Below are 16,592 nucleotides of genomic sequence, written 5' to 3'. Positions count from 1 at the left end.
TGACCATCACGCTCTTGAAAAGAAAAATGTGTGAATCCTGAAGTGGATGAACTCGACCGCATCGACCGCTCGCTGTTGCGTCTTCTGCAGGAGGATGGGCGTCGCACGACGCTCGATCTGGCGCGGCGGGTCGGCCTGTCGCCCACAGGGGCGGCACAACGCGTCAAGCGGCTGTTCGCCGAAGGGTTCATCCGCGCGGTGCGCGCCGTGCTCGATCCGGCCAGAATCGGACAGGCGCAACTCGTCTTCATCGAGGTGCGGCTCGACCATACGGCGCCGCATGTCTTCGACCGCTTCGCCGAGGCGGTTCTGCGGGCGCCCGAGATCATCGAGTGCCACATGGTGGTCGGCGGCTTCGACTATCTGGTCAAGGCGCGCATCGCCGACATGGCGATGTTCCAGGATTTTCTGCAGCGCGTCATCCTGCCGCTGCCCGGGGTGCGGGAGACACATACCTACGCTTCGATTGCCAATGTGAAGCCCGACGCCTTGCTGCCGATCTAGATTGGCCTTTCTCCGGCATCCAGCAGCCACTGCCGCACGGCTTGCGTCAGCTCGGGGTGCCGCTGCTTTCTCGGCATGACGACATAAAAATCCTGCGTGCCGCGCATTTCGCCGCTGACGGGCTGAACCAGCCGGCCGGCGGCGAGGTCGGCGGCGACGAGAAAGCGGCTGGCCAGCGCAATGCCCTGGCCGGCGATGGCTGCGTCGATGGCCAGGCCCGTCTGGTTGAAGCGCATGCGTTTCAGCTCGGTCGTCATCTTCAGGCCGACCGCTTTCTCCATGAATTCCGGCCACAGATTGTGCGCATCATGCAGCAGGACGTGATGCTGGATTTCAGTGGCGGCGATCTCGACCATGCCGGCCGGCAGCAAGGCGGGGCTGCAGACGGCGACGATCTGCTGGGGAAACAACAGGTCGACCATCAGGCCGGCGCCGAAGGGCGGGCGGCCTTGCCTGACCGCGATGTCGACGCCATCGGCCTGGAAGCTCGACAGGCTTTCGCTGGCCAGCACGCGCAGGTCGACCAGCGGGTTGTGCGCGACGAAGTCGTGCAGCCTCGGGATCAGCCATTTGGTGGCGAAGCTCGGCGTCACGCTGATCGTCAGCCGCGCCGGTTCGGGGCGCAACAGCAGCGTCGCCTCGGAGATCAGGTCGAAGGCGCGGCGGATGTTGGGGACATAGGCGCGGCCCTCATCGGTCAGCGCCAGGCCGCGCGGCAGCCGCTCGAACAGCTTTGTGCCGAGATCGGCCTCCAGCCCGCGAATGTGCTGGGCGACCGCCCCTTGCGTGACGTTGAGCTCTTCCGCGGCGATGCGGAAGTTGAGATGACGCGCCGAGGCTTCGAAGGCGCGCAACGCATTCAATGGCGGCAGGCTGAGGAAGGCTTCGGGCATGCGGGAGTTTTTCTACAGGTTGATTTCAGGCATTCTGGTTCGAACCGGTGCGGAAAACCAGCTATATCAACGCTCAACTCCCGAAAACACCGCTTGCGGTGCCCGTCAACCCGAGAAGGAAAATCCGATGAGTGTAGAAAAAGTAGCTGTCGTCGTGGCCGGCGGCAGCGGCATGGGTGCGGCGGCGGCGAAGCGGCTGGCGGCGGATGGCTTCAAGGTCGCCATCCTGTCTTCGTCGGGCAAGGGCGAGGCGCTGGCCAAGGAGCTTGGCGGGCTCGGTGTCACCGGCTCCAACCAATCCAATGAAGATCTGCAGCGTCTCGCCGACCTGACGCTGGAGCGCTATGGCCGCATCGACGTGCTGGTCAACAGCGGCGGCCACGGGCCGCGCGCGCCGATCCTGGAAATCACGGACGAGCAATGGCACACCGGCATGGATGTCTATCTGCTCAACGTCATCCGGCCGGTGCGCATCGTGGCGCCGCAGATGGTCAAGCAGAAGGGCGGCGCCATCATCAACATCTCGACGGCCTGGGTGGTCGAGCCGAGCCCGATGTTCCCGACCTCGGCGGTGTTCCGCGCCGGCGTTGCCGCCTACACCAAGATCTTCGCCAACACCTATGCCGCCGACAATGTGCGCATGAACAATGTGCTGCCCGGCTGGATCGACAGCCTGCCGGCCACCGAGGAGCGCCGCGACAGCGTGCCGATGCAGCGCTATGGCACGTCAGAAGAGATCGCCGCGACCATCGCCTTCCTGGCGTCCGATGGCGCCGGCTACATCACTGGCCAGAACATTCGGGTCGACGGCGGCATTATACGCGCTATCTGAGGGCGTCGGCCGGGGAGCGGGATTCCGGCATCTCACCCCAAGGAGCAAAAATGCGGCTTTTGATACTCGGCACCGGCTGGATGGCGCAGGAACACGCCCGGCGCTTCACCGCCATCGACGGCGTCGACATTGTCGGCGCGGTCGATGTCGATCCGGCGCGGGTCGGCGAGTTCGCCGACAGCTTTGACATTCCCAACCGCTTTACCGCGCTGGAGGAGGCGCTGGCATGGGGTGAGTTCGACGCGGTGGCCAATGTCACGCCCGACCGGATCCATCACCCGACCACCATGGCGCTGATCGCCGCCGGCAAGCCGGTGCTGTGCGAGAAGCCGCTGGCCGAAACCTATGGCAAGGCCACCGAGATGGCCGACGCCGCCGAAGCCGCCGGCATCGTCAACATGGTGAACCTCACCTATCGCAACGTGGCGGCGCTGCAGAAGGCCCGCCAGATGGTGCAGGCGGGCGAAATCGGCACGGTCAGGCATGTCGAGGCGTCCTACCTGCAAAGCTGGCTGGTGTCGAAGTTCTGGGGCGACTGGCGCACCGATCCGAAATGGCTGTGGCGCCTGTCGCGCGGCCACGGCTCGAATGGCGTGCTCGGCGATGTTGGCATCCACATCCTCGATTTCGCCAGCTATGGCGCCGCGCTCGACATCGATCATGTCTTCTGCCGGCTGCGCGCCTTCGACAAGGCGCCCGGCAACCGCATCGGCGACTACGGACTCGACGCCAATGACAGCTTCGCCATGACGCTGGATTTTTCCAACGGGGCCTTCGGCGTGGTGCATGCCAGCCGCTGGGCATCAGGCCATCTCAACGAACTGCGTCTGCGCATCTATGGCGACAAGGGTGGCATCGAGGTGGTGCACAATCTCGACGGTTCGGCGCTCAAGGCTTGCGTCGGTGACAATGTCGAGAACGCCAAATGGGAAGAGCTCGACCCCGGCACGGTGGCGACCAATTATCAGCGTTTCGCCGACGCGGTGCGAACCGGCGTGCAGGCCGAACCGTCCTTCCGCCACGCCGCCGAATTGCAGAAGGTGCTGGATCTGGCTGTGGTCTCGGACGAGAAGCGGGCGGAGTTGAGGGCGAGTGCGGATACGCAGTGAGCTGGGCGAAGCGGCGGAGCGGCCGGCGCCAGCGATCGAAGATAGCACTGTCGCCAACTTCGGATGGGATCCGCGCCAGTCAGGGGCCGGTCACGAGCGAAAAAACCAGTTTCTGCAGATTGCCGCCATTGCCGAATTCGACGCGGTCGAAATCGCGGCTTGCCTGCACCCGCGCCTTCGAGATCGCGTCGAGCCGCTTGACCACCTCGGCCCTGGTCCTGCTGCATTTGGGATCGTCGGCGACGGTCAGGCCGTCCGTGGCGGCTTGGATGTCGTGGACCATCTGGACCATGCTGGCGCCATGCACCTTCTCATGGGCGGCGACGCCGGCGATGAAGGTTTCCCAGTTCTTCTGGACGGCGGGCGGCAGGGAACCGGAGGGTCTTGGCAAGGTGTAGGTGATGATCAGCTTCGGCCGCCCGGCCGTCAGCACGCAGTCCTTGCCCCTGGGCCTGTAGTCCCTTAGCCCCCAGGTCAGCTTGAAATTGGTGTAGGCGATGGCGCGGGCAATGCCGAGCTTTGGCCCTTTCTCGCCGATCGAGCGGTAGAGTTCGGCGCCGGACTGGCCCGAGATCGCGTAGGGCTCGATCTTCTCGACCGGCTTCCACTCGGCATGGGCGGCGAGCGGCAAGGCAAGCAGGGCGGCCAACGGAAGACACAGACGAACACAGGCTCTCAATACCGCTCTCCGCGAAACAGGACCGGCTGCAGCGAGGCAATGCCACCGGACGAGCTTTTCCTATAGAATGCCTGCTGGTGCTGCAAATGCCCAAGAGGGAGTCAATTGGGGGAAGTCATGAGAGCTGGATATCTCGTCGTCGCCGGTGCGGTTGCGGTCCTGCAGGCCGCGCAGCCGGCGTTTGCCGCGTCGTGCGGTGGCTGGAGTGCGAGGATGGAGGAAGACGAGGGCGGCAGCGTGCTGACCGCCTCGGTCTGCGGCGGGCCGAAAGGCGATGCGTATCTGATGCTGACCTGTTTCGACACGCCGGTGCTGAGCTATGATCTGGGTGCCACCGGCCAGCAGCTGGAGCCTGGCATCAGCGGTTCGTTCGCGTTCAAGGCCGACGGCAAGACGGTGGCGAAGACGCTCCAACTGGAGGCCATGTACAACTACTTCGTGGTCAACCTGGCGAAAGCCGATCCGCTGCTCGACCTGTTGCGCGGCAAAGGCGATGTGTCGGTCAGTTCAGCCAAATATGGCGAGATCAGCTTTCCGCTGAAGGGCTCCAGCGCGGCCATCGGCAAGGTGCTGGCGCAGTGCGGCAAGGCCCAGCCCGCAGATGGGGATTGAGGGGCTCGACAGTTCGATGTCGGCGCAGGAATGAGGCGGTTCTCGTTGGCTCACCGGGCTTGCTGCCGAACCACCCCACCCAGTCGCACCGTCGCGGCCGTCAACTCCTCGTCCGAAAACCCCGAAAAACCCAGCACCAGACCTTGCCGGGGCGCCCCGCCGATGAACATCGAGGACAAGGCCCTGGCGCCGACGCCTGCCGCCTTCGCCGCCTCGACGATCGCTGTGTCCGGCCCGGCCTCCTTCAGCGTCGCCATCAAGTGCAGCCCCTGTTCGGGCACGGTTACTTCGAGGGCATCGCCGCAATGCGCCTCGAGGCCGGCGACCAGCACGTCGCGCGCGGCTTGCACCCGGCGGCGCACGCGCCTGAGATGCGCGGCGAAATGGCCCTCGTTCAACAGGTCGGTCAACGCGCCTTCGGCCAGTGTCGAGGGAAAGCGGTCGGAGCGCGCCCTGACCGCCATCACGGCATCGAGCAGCGTTTCGGGCACCACGACATAGCCGATGCGCAGGCCGGGGAAGAGGATTTTCGAGAAGGTGCCGAGATAGGCGACACGGCCTGAACCGTCCATGCCCTGCAGCGAGGTCAGCGGTGGGCCGGCATAGCGGAACTCGCTGTCGTAGTCGTCCTCGATGATCCAGGCATCGTTGCGCCGCGCCCAGTCGAGCAAAGCGAGACGGCGGCGCATCGTCATCGTCACGCCGAGCGGATATTGATGGGAAGGCGTGACATAGGCCGCGCGCGCTTTCGGGCACAGGCTTTCGCCGATCTCGGGATCTAGCCCTTCCGCGTCGACCGGCACGCCAAAAATCCTGGCGCCGCTGCCGGCAAGCACGGCGTGCGCCATGGGATAGCAGGGGTTTTCGATCCAGACAGCATCGCCGGGGCTGAGCGCGGCGCGCACCAGAAAATCCAGCCCCTGCTGCGTGCCCGAGGTCAGCACGATCTGGCCGGCATCGCAGCGCACGCCGCGTGCGGTTCGGAGATAGTTGGCAATTGCCGTGCGCAGCGGCAGGCCGCCGCGCGGATCGCCATAGCGGAAATGCTCCGGCCCGGGGCGGATGAGGTGGCGCGACAACAGGATGCGAAACATATCGAGCGTGCGCGGATCGGACACCGCCACGCCAAGGCCGCAAGGCAACGAGGTGGCGGCATCGATCTCGGGTGGACGCGGCTTGACCAGTGTTGTCGGCAGATGCGGCACATCAGGCGCGACGAAGGTGCCGGCGCCGACCCTGGCAACCGCAAACCCCTCCGAGATCAGGGTTTCGAAACAGGCAACCGCCGCCGAACGCGAAAGGCTGAAGCGCTGTGCGAGATCCCGGGTGGTCGGCAGTTTCGCCCCGGCAGCCAGCGCACCGGTCTCGATCAGCCGCCGCAGTGCCGCGTAGAGCTCGCGGCTGCGCGGGCCGTCGCCCGGCAAGACCGGGATCAGCGCCGACCAATCCGGCGGATTGGTCCGAATTTTATCGCCATGATTGGTTCTTTTATCGACCAATGCCATGGCGCATGGTTGGCAGACAACAACCAAGGATGCAAGCCGTGAACGACACGCCAGCCAGCTTTCCGACCACCAGCCGCAACCGCGTCAAGCGCCTGCACGAGCGCGGCAGCTACGACCATGCGGCAGTCTTCGCGGTGATGGATGCCGGGCTGCTGTGCCATGTCGCCTATACGTTCGACGGCCAGCCCTATTGCACGCCGACCATCCACTGGCGCGAGGACGACATGCTCTACTGGCACGGCTCGTCGGCCAGCCGCATGCTGCGCCAGCTGCGCGGCGGCACACCGGCCTGTCTCACGGTGTCGCATCTCGACGGGCTGGTGCTGGCGCGCTCGGGCTTCAACCACTCGGCCAATTACCGCTCGGCGATGTGTTTCGGCACGGCGCGGATCATCGATGAGCCTGAAGAGAAACTGAAGGCGCTGGCCGGCGTCGTCGACCGCTTCTATCCGGGCCGGAGCGAGACCCTGCGGCCGATCTCGGTGCAGGAGGCCAAGGCGACGATGGTGATCGGCATGCGGATCGAAGAAGCATCGGCCAAAGTGCGCGCCAAGGGCGTCGGCGACGACGAGGAGGATTACGGGCATCCGGTTTGGGCCGGCGTCATCCCGGTGCGGATGGTGATCGGCGCCGCCGAGCCGTGTCCGAGGCTGCTGCCTGACATGGAGCGGCCGCAGAATCTGGCTGGATATGCCGAGGGTGCGAGGCTCGATAAGGCGCTGACGCAGGCGCAACTGGCATATGAGGGCGAAGTTTAGCCAGCGCCTGGTGGGAGCGTATTCAAATCTTGCCGCTGCCGCCGCCTCGCGATATCTCGACACCATGATCACCTTCCGCCGTGCACAGGCCTCCGACCTGCCTGATATCGTCGCGATGCTGGCCGACGATCCGCTTGGCGCCGGCCGCGAGGACGCTTCCTTGCCGCTGGCGCAAGGCTATATCGACGCCTTCAACGCCATCGACGCCGATCCCAACCAGCTGCTGGTGGTGGCCGTCGAGGACGCCGAGGTGGTCGGCACCTTGCAGATATCTTTCCTTGCCGGCCTCTCGCGCAAGGGCGCTTGGCGCGGGCAGATCGAGGCGGTTCGGGTTGCCGGCCACCGGCGCTCGGAGGGCGTGGGCAGGCTGATGATCGAATGGGCGATCGATCAATGCCGGGCGCGCGGCTGCAGCCTCGTCCAGCTGACCACCGACAAGGGGCGGGCGGACGCGCACCGCTTTTATGAAAGCCTCGGCTTCACCGGCAGCCATCTCGGCTACAAGAAAACCCTTTAGGCGGGCGGAAAACCGCTGCACACTTTGTGGAACTGCTCGCGGCGTTCGAGCATTGCGCCAGCGCTGGCGCATTCGGGAAATCGTTCAGGCATACTTCAACTCGCGGCCAAGAGGGGATATAGGTCAGCCAAGTTGACCTATATTGCAACGTCCGAGGAGGCGTGTCGTGACCCTTATGAACCTGTTGGCTTCGCGCTCGTCGCGCATGAAAGCGTCCGAAATCCGCGAGCTCCTGAAGCTGCTCGACCAGCCGGACATCATCTCGTTCGCCGGCGGTATTCCCGATCCGGCGCTGTTCCCGGCCGAGGCGATCCGTGACGCCTATGCTTCGGTGCTCGGCGGCGCCGAGGCGGGTGCGGCGCTGCAGTACCAGGTCTCGGAAGGCTATTTGCCGTTGCGGCGCTGGCTCGCCGAGCAGATGGGCAAGCTTGGCATCGCCTGCGACGAGCCCAATATCTTCATAACATCCGGCTCGCAGCAGGCGCTGGATTATCTCGGCAAACTGTTCCTGTCGCCGGGCGATACCGCGCTGGTGACGTGGCCGACCTATCTGGGCGCGCTGCAGGCCTTCAACGCCTATGAGCCGCGCTACGACAGGCTGACTCCCGCCGGCGGCAACATGACGCCGGATGCCTATCGCGCGGCGGCGGCCGCAAACGGCGGCAAGGTCAAATTCGCCTATCTGGTGCCAGATTTCGCCAACCCGACCGGCAACACGCTGAACCGTGAGCAGCGCGAGGCAGTGCTCGACCTTGCAGGCGAACTCGACATCGCCGTCATCGAGGATGCCGCCTATCGCGCGCTGCGCTATGACGGCGAGGAGGTGCCGCCGATCCTGGCGCTGGACTGCATCAGGTCCGGCGGCATCGACAAGGCGCGCACGCTCTATTGCGGCTCGTTCTCGAAGATATTGTCGCCGGGCATGCGGGTCGGCTGGGTGTGTGCGCCGCGCCACATCGTCGAGAAGCTGGTGCTGATGAAGCAGGCCTCGGACCTGCACAGCCCGTCGATCAACCAGGTGGTGATGCATCGCGTCGCCGAAGCCGTGTTCGACGGCCAGGTGGAAAAACTCATCGGCGCCTATCGTGAGCGCCGCGACGGGCTGCTCTCGGCATTGGAGGCGCACATGCCCGAAGGCGTGACCTGGAGCCATCCGGAAGGCGGCATGTTCGTCTGGGTGACATTGCCGGAAGGGGCCGACGCCACCGAGCTTCTGGCGCGGTCGGTCAAAGAAGCGCGGGTCGCCTTCGTGCCGGGCAATGCCTTTTATGCCGACGGTACCGGGCGCAACACGCTGCGGCTGTCCTTCACGCTTGCCGACCGGCGCGCGGTGAGCGAAGGCATTCCCAGGCTAGCCACCATCCTGAAGGGATAGGCCGGCGCCGGAAGCCGGCTTTTCCTCCGCCGTTACAGTCACCAGCCGCTCAAGCTTTGAGAGCCTGGTGCGAGCGAGCTTGCGGACCGGCTTTTCGAAACCTTCTTCGCCGTTTTCCACGACGAAGACCAAAGTCATGAAATCGAGCATGAACTCGTCGATGGCTGCCGCGACCTCGCGCGATCCGCCCTTGAACCGGCGCAGCAGACCGGTTGCTTCCTCGATATCGTCGACACCGGCGCTATCGACCAGCGCTTCGAGCCTCTGAAAACAATCCAATCGCAATCCTCCCACCGCGCCACCAAACCCGGTTGCGAGCGGAAAGTTCCAAACTGTGAGTGGTCTCGCGAAAGAAATCGCCTCCACCGCTTGAATTCCGCGGTTTCGAAGGGTCATCGCAATTTTTTTGTTCGGGTGGAACCTCCGTGGCCAACAAAGGTTCTTACCAGGTCTGATCCCCCCTCAGACCTCTGAAGGCTACACATGCTTTCCAAAGGCCCGCCGGATCCCCTCCCGGCGGGCTTTTTGTTGCTGGACGGAAGAAGTATCCGCATTGACGACGCCCTGTCCGAACCTAAATTCGAACCCGCACGAGGAGGCGTTTTCATGGAAACCCAGGAATTGCATCGCGGCCGGCTCATCGACCACATCCAACTGGTGGTCAGGGATCTCGCGGCCAGCCGGCGTTTCTACGAGGCGGTCCTGCAGGCGCTCGATGTTCCGATCGGTGGTAGCGGCGCCGACTTTTTCTGGGCCGACGAGCTGTTTGTCTCGACTGCCGACAGCCGGGCCGCACAGGGAAAACTCACAGGCCGCCATCACCTGGCCTTCCAGGCAAGGGACCACGCCATGGTCGACGGCTTCTACAAGGCCGGGCTGGCGGCCGGCGGGACGGACAATGGCGCGCCGGGCGAACGGCCCTATCATTCCGGCTATTACGCCGCCTTCCTGCTCGATCCCGACGGCAACAACATCGAGGCCGTCCACCACGGCCCGCATAGTCGCAGCGCCGCTTCGGTGAAGATCACCTTCTAAGCTGCCGATATTCAGCCTGGCGGGGGTCGCGGGCGCAGGGGTGATGCGGGAGAGAGGTTGCCTTGCGTTGCCAGATTGATGGCCACGATGCTAACCGTGCAAATGGCGGGCGGGAATCGGTATCGAAGCAACGCGCGCTGCAAAAACCTCAACAAAACTCCCCTTACCCTCGTGGAGATATATTTTTTATGCAAAACCCAACAAGGGCGATCTGTGCCGCCACGCTTCTATTTGCGATCGGGGCCGTGGGCGCTTCAAGTATATCATCTTTTGCTTATATTTCATCGGCACAGGCCCAGGAAGAATATCTTCCGACCGAGAAGGATTTTGTCGGCAAATGGAAACTCAACGGCGGAGCCGTCCGGCCGCCGCGCGATATGAAGGATGTGCCGACACCGGAACAGGAAGCGGCCGCCAGTGAGTTCCAGCAGACGGTGACCGCGTTTTACGGCGCGTTCGACTATCTGGAGATCACGGCGGACGGCCGCTACAATTTTCATCAGTCGGGTGATCCGACGTCGGGGCCTTGCGTCTGGTGCGGAACCTGGTCCTTCAGCAACAGTTCGGCGTGGCTCAAGCTGGATACGGCGCCCCGGCTGGATATCTACGCCAAGGACGGCGACATGCAGATGACCTACACTGTCGAACCCGACGAAAAATCGAAATATGCATGGCTGGTTTTCGGCTGGACGAAGGCCGAGTAGGCGGCGCACGGCTCGCCACACCTAAACGGGCCTAAGCGGCTTCTCATCCATCTCGTATCCTCGTATACGAGATGGAGCCAGCCGCTCGAGGAGACCGCATGAACCCGTTGCCTGAAACCGTGCCGTTTTTCAGCCAGTGGGAGACGCCGGACATGACGCTGGACGTGCTCGCCGACGGCGCGGATGTTGCGCTGCGGCGCGATCCGCTATGGCGGGGGTCGGGCGCGGAAACACTCGATGAGTATGCGGTCTGGGCCGCCAACATCTGCGGCATGGCGTGTCTGAAGATGATCCTGGCGAGCCGCGGCGAGATCGTGCCGACGATCGAGCTTGCCAGGCGGTGCACCTTATATGGCGGCTATGTCGTCAACGAAGGATCGATCAAGGGGCTGATCTACGCGCCCTTCGTCAGCTTCGTGAAGGAAGCCTTCGGCCTGCGCGCCGAGGTGATGACCAATGTCGCGACAGCGGAGATTCCGGCGATCATGCAGCGCTCGCGCTTCTTCATCGCGTCGGTCAGCAGCTCTATCCGCTGGCCCGAGCGCGAGCCGCCCTCGAAGGGCGGCCATCTGGTGCTGGTCACCGCGACATCCGACGAGGGCTTCCGCTTCCACAACCCGTCCGGCCATAACCCGGCCACACAGGCAGACGCAGTGTTGGCGCCGGCCGATTTCGACCGCTTCTTCGCCAATCGCGGCATTGCCGTCGCCATTTGATTTTTTTGACAGTCGAGGGATTTCGATGACGGACAAGACAAGAGTGGCCATCCTTTACGGCGGGCGTTCAGCCGAGCATGACGTGTCGCGCCTTTCGGCCGCCAATGTGCTGAAGGCGATCGACCGGACGCGCTACGACATCGTGCCGATCGCCATTTCACGAGACGGCAGGTGGCTGCTGCAACAACTCGATCGCGCCGCGGCGATCGGCGATGAGGGAGCAGGGGCGCCGGTATCCGAGGATGGTGCAGAGGTCGCGCTGCTGCCCGGCGGCAAGGGCCGGCTGGTCGTCGTGTCTCGGGATGGTACACAACCTGACCTGCCTCCCATCGACGTCGTGTTTCCGGTGCTGCACGGGCCGTTCGGCGAGGACGGCTCGGTGCAGGGCTACGCCGAGGTCGCCGATGTCGCCTATGTCGGCTGCGGCATCCTTGCCTCGGCCGCCGCCATGGACAAGGATGTCGCCAAGCGGCTGATGCGCGAGGCAGGGCTTTCGGTTGCCCGCTCGCTGACCTTGCGGCGCGGTGAGCGCGTGTCCTTCGAGGAAGTCGCGGCGAAGCTCGGCCTGCCGGTGTTCGTCAAGCCGGCACGCCAGGGCTCGTCCTTCGGGGTCAGCAAGGCGACCGACAGTGCCGGCCTCACCGCGGCCATCGAGGCGGCTTTCCAGCATGACAGCAAGGTTTTGGTGGAGGAGTTCGTCGAGGGCCGCGAGATCGAGTTCTCGGTGCTGGAGCGCGCCGACGGGTCGCTGACGGTGTCGCTGCCCGGCGAGATCATTCCGGCCGGCAAGCACGGCTTCTACACCTATGAAGCCAAATACCTCGATGCCAACGGCGCGCTGGTCAAGGTGCCCGCCGATGTCCCGGCCGATGTGGCCGAGAAGGCCAGGGATATGGCGCGGCGGGCATTCCAGGCGCTTGGCTGCGAAGCCATGGCGCGCGTCGACTTCTTCCTGCGCGCCGATGGCAGCCTGCTCGTCAACGAGGTCAACACCATTCCAGGATTCACCGACATCTCGATGTACGCCAAGGCGCTTGCCGCCTCAGGCATCGGCTACAGCCAGACCATCGACGTGCTGATCGGGCACGCGCTGGCCAGGCATGCGGCACGCTGATTCGATCGGGCCATTCCGTCCTTCGAGAGCGGCCGGTGCCGGCCCGTATCATTGCATGTTGAGTGACGCGTATTTCATCGTTGGCTAAAGTTGCGCGTCGGCTCTATATGCCCGATCATCGCATTTGGCAGGGGAGGCATCACGTGGCCAATCGTCGAAACGGCACGGCGTCTCCGGGGCTGGAGGATTCCCTTTCAGCGGCGCCCCATCCGCGAACCTCTTTGCCCAATGTGGCGGCCATCGTCACGACAGTGGCGGCGCTGTATTTCGGGCGCGAGGTTTTCCTGCCGATCGCGATCGCGCTGCTGCTGACCTTCGCACTCGCGCCGCTTGTCTCAGCTCTTAAAAAGGTCGGCATCCCCCGGATTGCCGCCGTCATTGCCAGCGTGCTCGGCGCTTTCGCGGCCCTTGGCCTGTTCTCCTTCATCGTCGCCACGCAGGTCAGCGAACTGGCGCAGAACATCCCGGTCTACCAGACCAACATCCTGACCAAGATCCGCTCGCTCAAGGAAACCGGGGTCGGGGGCGGGATTCTTGCCAGATTGAGCCAAGTGGTCGAGCGGGTCGGCCAGGAGATCGACAGGCAGGACCCCACGCTGCCGGCCGCCACGCCGGAAAAGCCGCCGCGTGAGCCGGTGCCCGTCGAGATCGTCGCGCACGAAAGGCCGCTCCAGGTCCTGCAGAATATCGTCGGGCCGCTGATCAGCCCGCTTGGGTCGGCCGGGCTGATCATCGTCGTCGTCATCTTCATGCTGCTCGAGCGGGAGGATTTGCGCGACCGCTTCATCCGGCTTGTCGGCTACGGCGACCTCCACCGCACCACCGAGGCGCTTCAGGATGCCGCCAAGCGGGTGGGCCGCTATCTCTTGATGCAATTGGTCGTCAACATCGTCTATGCCATACCGATCGCGATCGGGCTCTGGGCCCTCGGTATTCCCAATGCGCTGCTGTGGGGGCTGCTGGCACTGGCGCTGCGTTTCGTTCCCTATATCGGCCCGATCATAGGCATGCTTTTGCCGCTGTTCCTGGCGCTGGCCGTTGCGCCGGGCTGGTCGCTCGTGCTGTGGACGGCCGCCCTGTTCGTGGTGATGGAACTGATCACCGGCAATGTCATCGAACCCTGGCTCTACGGTTCGCGGACAGGACTGTCGCCGCTGGCGATCATCGTCGCTGCGATTTTCTGGACGTGGCTCTGGGGGCCGCTCGGGCTGATCCTGTCGACGCCGCTCACCGTCTGTCTGGTGGTGCTGGGCAGGCACGTGCCGCAGTTTGAATTCCTCGACGTGCTGTTCGGCAACGAGCCCGTGCTCGAACCGCATGCGCGCCTGTACCAGCGATTGCTGGCCGGCGATCCGGAAGAAGCCACCGACCATGCCGAGGAGATGCTGGAGGAGAAATATCTGGTCGAATTCTACGACAAGGTTGCCATTCCGGCACTTCTGCTGGGCGAACAAGACCGGGTGCGCGGCGTCATGGGCGATTTGCAAAGGCGGCAGGTGGCCGCCAGTGCCCTGATGCTGGTCGCAAATCTCGACGACAGCGCGCAGGAGGAGGCAGGCGGGGAGGAAGAGCCGCATGTGGCCGCAGAGGCGAGCGACGATGGCGATCCCGGTGGGGAGGACGAGACCGAACTGCCCGATGGCACGGACATGTCCGTGCTTTGCGCCGGCGGGCGTGGCGAACTCGACGACGCCGCCGCCGCGATGCTGGCGCAGGTGCTGGAGGTCCAGGGCGCGACGGTATCGAAAGCCGGCTTTGCCGATATGGAGCCCGCCAGCATTCGCCGCCTTGAGCTCGAAACCGTCGACACCGTCGTGGTCGGATTCCTGAACCGGGATTCCGTCAAGCACGCCCGCTTTCTGGTTCGCCGGCTGAAGCGCGCCAAGGCCGCACTTCGGGTGGGGATCGTGTTCTGGTCGGAGGCCGGCAGCGAGGACAAGGAGACAGCCGACAAACTGGCCCGTGACATGAATGCGGATTTCGTGGCGCATGGCATGGTCGATGCCGTGCTGGGCGCGCTGTCAAACGAGCCGCCGGTCGCTCTCAAGCTTGTCGCCAAACGACGCATGCGGCGACAGCGGACCGCGTCCAAAAAGGTCACGGCGGCAGCGGCGAATTAGGCCCTGTCTTCGCCTTCTTGCAATATCGGAGTCAATAAGCCAGGCACGAATTGCGAGGTGCCAGTGATGAAAATAGTTCAGACCGATGTCGATTTCCGGGAGGCTCATTCGTCTCCACGATAGGAAGCTGAAGAGTTCGCCCAGGCAGGAACGGATGCGATGACAATCACCATCACGGCATTTGAACGATCGCCCGATCGCGGCAAGGGGCTGGCGCGCGATACACGCGTTCGCTGGGCGCTGGAAGAAGCAGGGCAGCCTTATGAGGTTCGGTTTGTGTCCTTCGCGGAGATGAAGGCGCCTGGCCATCTGGCCCTCCAGCCCTTTGGCCAAATCCCCACTTATGAGGAGGGTTCTCTCTCACTGTTCGAGACCGGCTCGATCATCCTTCATCTTGCCGAGCAGCATGCGGGCCTGCTGCCGAAGGATCGCCATCCGCGTGCGCGCGCGATCACGTGGATGTTTGCCGCACTTAACACAGTCGAGCCGCCGATCCTCGAATTAACGACGGCAAGGATATTCGAAGCTGACAAGCCCTGGAGCGAGGAGCGTTTGCCGTTGGTAAAGGATCGTGTTCGCCTCTGTCTCGACAGGCTCTCGGCCCGCCTGGACGCCGCCGAGTGGCTCGACGATGCATTCAGCGCGGGCGATCTGTTGATGGTCTCGGTGCTGCTGCGACTAAGAATGTCGGGCATTTTGGATGAATATCAAAACCTTGCTGCGTATGTAGCGCGCGGTGAAGCTCGGCCCGCTTACATCAGGGCTTTCGCCGCGCAATTTGCGGTCAACGCCCCGAGCACACTGCATGGGGCGCGAACTGTCTGAGTCTGGCCGATCGAAATTCAGTCGTTAAGATGGTCCCGATGTCTGGATGTTCGCAAAGCCAGGGATGATGCAGCGGATCGTAATTCTTGGAAATGCCGGAAGCGGCGAGTCGACCCTGGCGCACTTTGGCTGCCGGACGATGTCGCCGGCAGGTTCGCCGTGGAAACCCACTGCTATCGGAAGCATCTGGGCTTTCGATAGCTGGTCTATTCGAAACGACCTTGGCGAGACTGTCGCGGACACTGGAGCAGGCGCCCCTACCGGTCGACCATCGCCATGCCCCGCTCGGTATAGCGCGGGCCGGAGATTCTTCCCGGCGCGAGCGCTTCGTCGAGCGCGGCCATCTCGGCGGGATCGAGTTTGACCTCGGCGGCGGCGACGTTCTCTTCCAGGTATTTTCTGCGCTTGGTGCCGGGTATCGGCACGATGTCGATGCCAAAGCCGTCGCCCTTCCCCAGCAGCCAGGCCAGCGCGACCTGGCCGGGCTTGACGCCGCGCGCAGCGGCGATGTCGCTCACCTTGGCGGCCGCCTCGACATTGGCGTCGTAGTTTTCGCCCTGGTAGCGCGGGTCGTTGCGGCGATAATCGCCGTCGGGATAGTCTTCCGCGCGCTTGACCTGGCCGGTGAGAAAACCGCGGCCGAGCGGCGAGAACGGCACCAGGCCGATGCTGAGTTCGCCAAGCAGCGGGATGATCTCCGGTTCCAGATTGCGCTCCCACAGCGAATACTCGCTCTGCACCGCCGACACCGGATGCACGGCATGCGCCCGGCGGATGTTGACCGTACCCGCCTCCGACAGGCCGAAGAAGCGCACCTTGCCTTGCGCGACGAGTTCGCCTACGGCCCCGGCGACATCCTCCATCGGCACCGCCGGGTCGACGCGGTGCTGGTAGAGCAGGTCGATACGGTCGGTTCCGAGGCGGCCGAGCGAGGCTTCCACGACCTCTCGAATGTGCTCGGGCCGGCTGTCGGTTCCGACCTGCTTGCCGTTTTCGATGCGGAAGCCGAATTTCGTGGCAATCGTCACCTGGTCGCGCTTGCCCTTCAGTGCCCGGCCGAGCAGGGCTTCGTTGTCGTAAGGGCCATAGACCTCGGCGGTGTCGAGGAAGGTGCAGCCGAGTTCGATGGCACGGTGCAGCGTGGCGATGGATTCGGCCTCGTCGGCCGGGCCGTAGGACTGGCTCATGCCCATGCAGCCGAGGCCGATGGCCGAGACCTGCAGCCCCTGGCTGCCGAGCTTGCGTGTTTTCAGGGTCATGGTGGGGTCTCCAGGAGGGGATGCCGCGACTATAG

Annotated in this window: 18 protein-coding genes; 13 read left to right on the top strand and 5 right to left on the bottom strand. The window is 64.2% G+C overall.

Translation table 11 applies throughout. The features are described 5' to 3' along the window. Positions 1-42: 42 nt before the first annotated feature. The gene (locus LB558_RS22645; RefSeq protein ID WP_412033491.1) at positions 43-504 is read left to right on the top strand and encodes an Lrp/AsnC ligand binding domain-containing protein; all 462 of its coding nucleotides are present in this window, start codon (positions 43-45) and stop codon (positions 502-504) included. Here LB558_RS22645 and gcvA read toward each other — a convergent pair. Next, positions 501-1,397: a transcriptional regulator GcvA gene (gcvA, locus tag LB558_RS22640; protein WP_224699572.1), complete on the bottom strand. Its 897-nt coding sequence runs from the start codon at positions 1,395-1,397 to the stop codon at positions 501-503. The genes LB558_RS22645 and gcvA overlap by 4 nt on opposite strands. Positions 1,398-1,524: 127 nt before the next feature. Here gcvA and LB558_RS22635 point away from each other — a divergent pair, with 127 nt between their 5' ends. Together LB558_RS22635 and LB558_RS22630 are read left to right on the top strand one after the other, a co-directional pair. Next, entirely contained in the window at positions 1,525-2,229 is a 705-nt protein-coding gene (locus LB558_RS22635) for an SDR family oxidoreductase (protein WP_224699571.1), read from the top strand. Between the two features lie 50 nt (positions 2,230-2,279). Next, positions 2,280-3,338: a Gfo/Idh/MocA family protein gene (locus LB558_RS22630; RefSeq protein WP_224699570.1), complete on the top strand. Its 1,059-nt coding sequence runs from the start codon at positions 2,280-2,282 to the stop codon at positions 3,336-3,338. 79 nt (positions 3,339-3,417) lie between these two features. Here the strand turns inward: LB558_RS22630 and LB558_RS22625 are convergent, their stop codons facing one another. Further along, positions 3,418-4,017, bottom strand: a complete 600-nt coding sequence (locus tag LB558_RS22625) for a DUF922 domain-containing Zn-dependent protease (protein ID WP_224699569.1) — start codon at positions 4,015-4,017, stop codon at positions 3,418-3,420. A 117-nt stretch (positions 4,018-4,134) separates the two neighbouring features. Between LB558_RS22625 and LB558_RS22620 the strand changes: the two genes are divergently transcribed. Beyond that, positions 4,135-4,629: a hypothetical protein gene (locus LB558_RS22620; protein WP_224699568.1), complete on the top strand. Its 495-nt coding sequence runs from the start codon at positions 4,135-4,137 to the stop codon at positions 4,627-4,629. 50 nt (positions 4,630-4,679) lie between these two features. Here the strand turns inward: LB558_RS22620 and LB558_RS22615 are convergent, their stop codons facing one another. Continuing rightward, a complete protein-coding gene (locus LB558_RS22615; RefSeq protein WP_224699567.1) occupies positions 4,680-6,134 on the bottom strand; it encodes a PLP-dependent aminotransferase family protein in 1,455 nt (484 codons plus the stop codon). A gap of 5 nt (positions 6,135-6,139) precedes the next feature. On the opposite strand from LB558_RS22615, the gene LB558_RS22610 reads away from it, so the two are divergent. From LB558_RS22610 to LB558_RS22600, 3 genes are all read left to right on the top strand, one after another. Continuing rightward, entirely contained in the window at positions 6,140-6,892 is a 753-nt protein-coding gene (locus tag LB558_RS22610; protein ID WP_224699566.1) for a pyridoxamine 5'-phosphate oxidase family protein, read from the top strand. A gap of 64 nt (positions 6,893-6,956) precedes the next feature. Further along, positions 6,957-7,409, top strand: a complete 453-nt coding sequence (locus LB558_RS22605) for a GNAT family N-acetyltransferase (RefSeq protein ID WP_224699715.1) — start codon at positions 6,957-6,959, stop codon at positions 7,407-7,409. Positions 7,410-7,584: 175 nt separating this feature from the next. Further along, positions 7,585-8,784, top strand: a complete 1,200-nt coding sequence (locus LB558_RS22600) for a PLP-dependent aminotransferase family protein (protein ID WP_224699714.1) — start codon at positions 7,585-7,587, stop codon at positions 8,782-8,784. Here the strand turns inward: LB558_RS22600 and LB558_RS22595 are convergent. After that, entirely contained in the window at positions 8,761-9,063 is a 303-nt protein-coding gene (locus LB558_RS22595; protein WP_224699565.1) for a hypothetical protein, read from the bottom strand. The genes LB558_RS22600 and LB558_RS22595 overlap by 24 nt on opposite strands. A gap of 327 nt (positions 9,064-9,390) precedes the next feature. On the opposite strand from LB558_RS22595, the gene LB558_RS22590 reads away from it, so the two are divergent. From LB558_RS22590 to LB558_RS22565, 6 genes are all read left to right on the top strand, one after another. Then, positions 9,391-9,819 (top strand): VOC family protein, encoded by a 429-nt coding sequence (locus LB558_RS22590; RefSeq protein WP_224699564.1) that lies wholly within the window; start codon positions 9,391-9,393, stop codon positions 9,817-9,819. Between the two features lie 188 nt (positions 9,820-10,007). After that, entirely contained in the window at positions 10,008-10,523 is a 516-nt protein-coding gene (locus LB558_RS22585) for a hypothetical protein (protein ID WP_224699713.1), read from the top strand. A 98-nt stretch (positions 10,524-10,621) separates the two neighbouring features. Then, the gene (locus LB558_RS22580; protein ID WP_224699563.1) at positions 10,622-11,239 is read left to right on the top strand and encodes a C39 family peptidase; all 618 of its coding nucleotides are present in this window, start codon (positions 10,622-10,624) and stop codon (positions 11,237-11,239) included. 25 nt (positions 11,240-11,264) lie between these two features. Further along, the gene (locus LB558_RS22575; protein ID WP_224699562.1) at positions 11,265-12,353 is read left to right on the top strand and encodes a D-alanine--D-alanine ligase family protein; all 1,089 of its coding nucleotides are present in this window, start codon (positions 11,265-11,267) and stop codon (positions 12,351-12,353) included. Between the two features lie 107 nt (positions 12,354-12,460). After that, positions 12,461-14,473 carry an AI-2E family transporter gene (locus LB558_RS22570; RefSeq protein WP_412033490.1) on the top strand — a complete coding sequence of 671 codons (2,013 nt, stop codon included), beginning with the start codon at positions 12,461-12,463 and terminating at the stop codon, positions 14,471-14,473. A 159-nt stretch (positions 14,474-14,632) separates the two neighbouring features. Beyond that, entirely contained in the window at positions 14,633-15,298 is a 666-nt protein-coding gene (locus tag LB558_RS22565; RefSeq protein ID WP_224699560.1) for a glutathione S-transferase family protein, read from the top strand. A gap of 257 nt (positions 15,299-15,555) precedes the next feature. Here LB558_RS22565 and LB558_RS22560 read toward each other — a convergent pair whose 3' ends face one another. Beyond that, entirely contained in the window at positions 15,556-16,557 is a 1,002-nt protein-coding gene (locus tag LB558_RS22560) for an aldo/keto reductase (protein WP_224699559.1), read from the bottom strand. Between the last annotated feature and the right edge of the window lie 35 nt (positions 16,558-16,592).

The sequence above is a fragment of the Mesorhizobium sp. CO1-1-8 genome (assembly GCF_020164875.1).
In the GTDB taxonomy this organism is placed as follows: Bacteria; Pseudomonadota; Alphaproteobacteria; order Rhizobiales; family Rhizobiaceae; genus Mesorhizobium.
The sequence above is the reverse complement of the archived record's forward strand: the minus strand, read 5'-3'. Positions and strand labels throughout refer to the sequence as shown.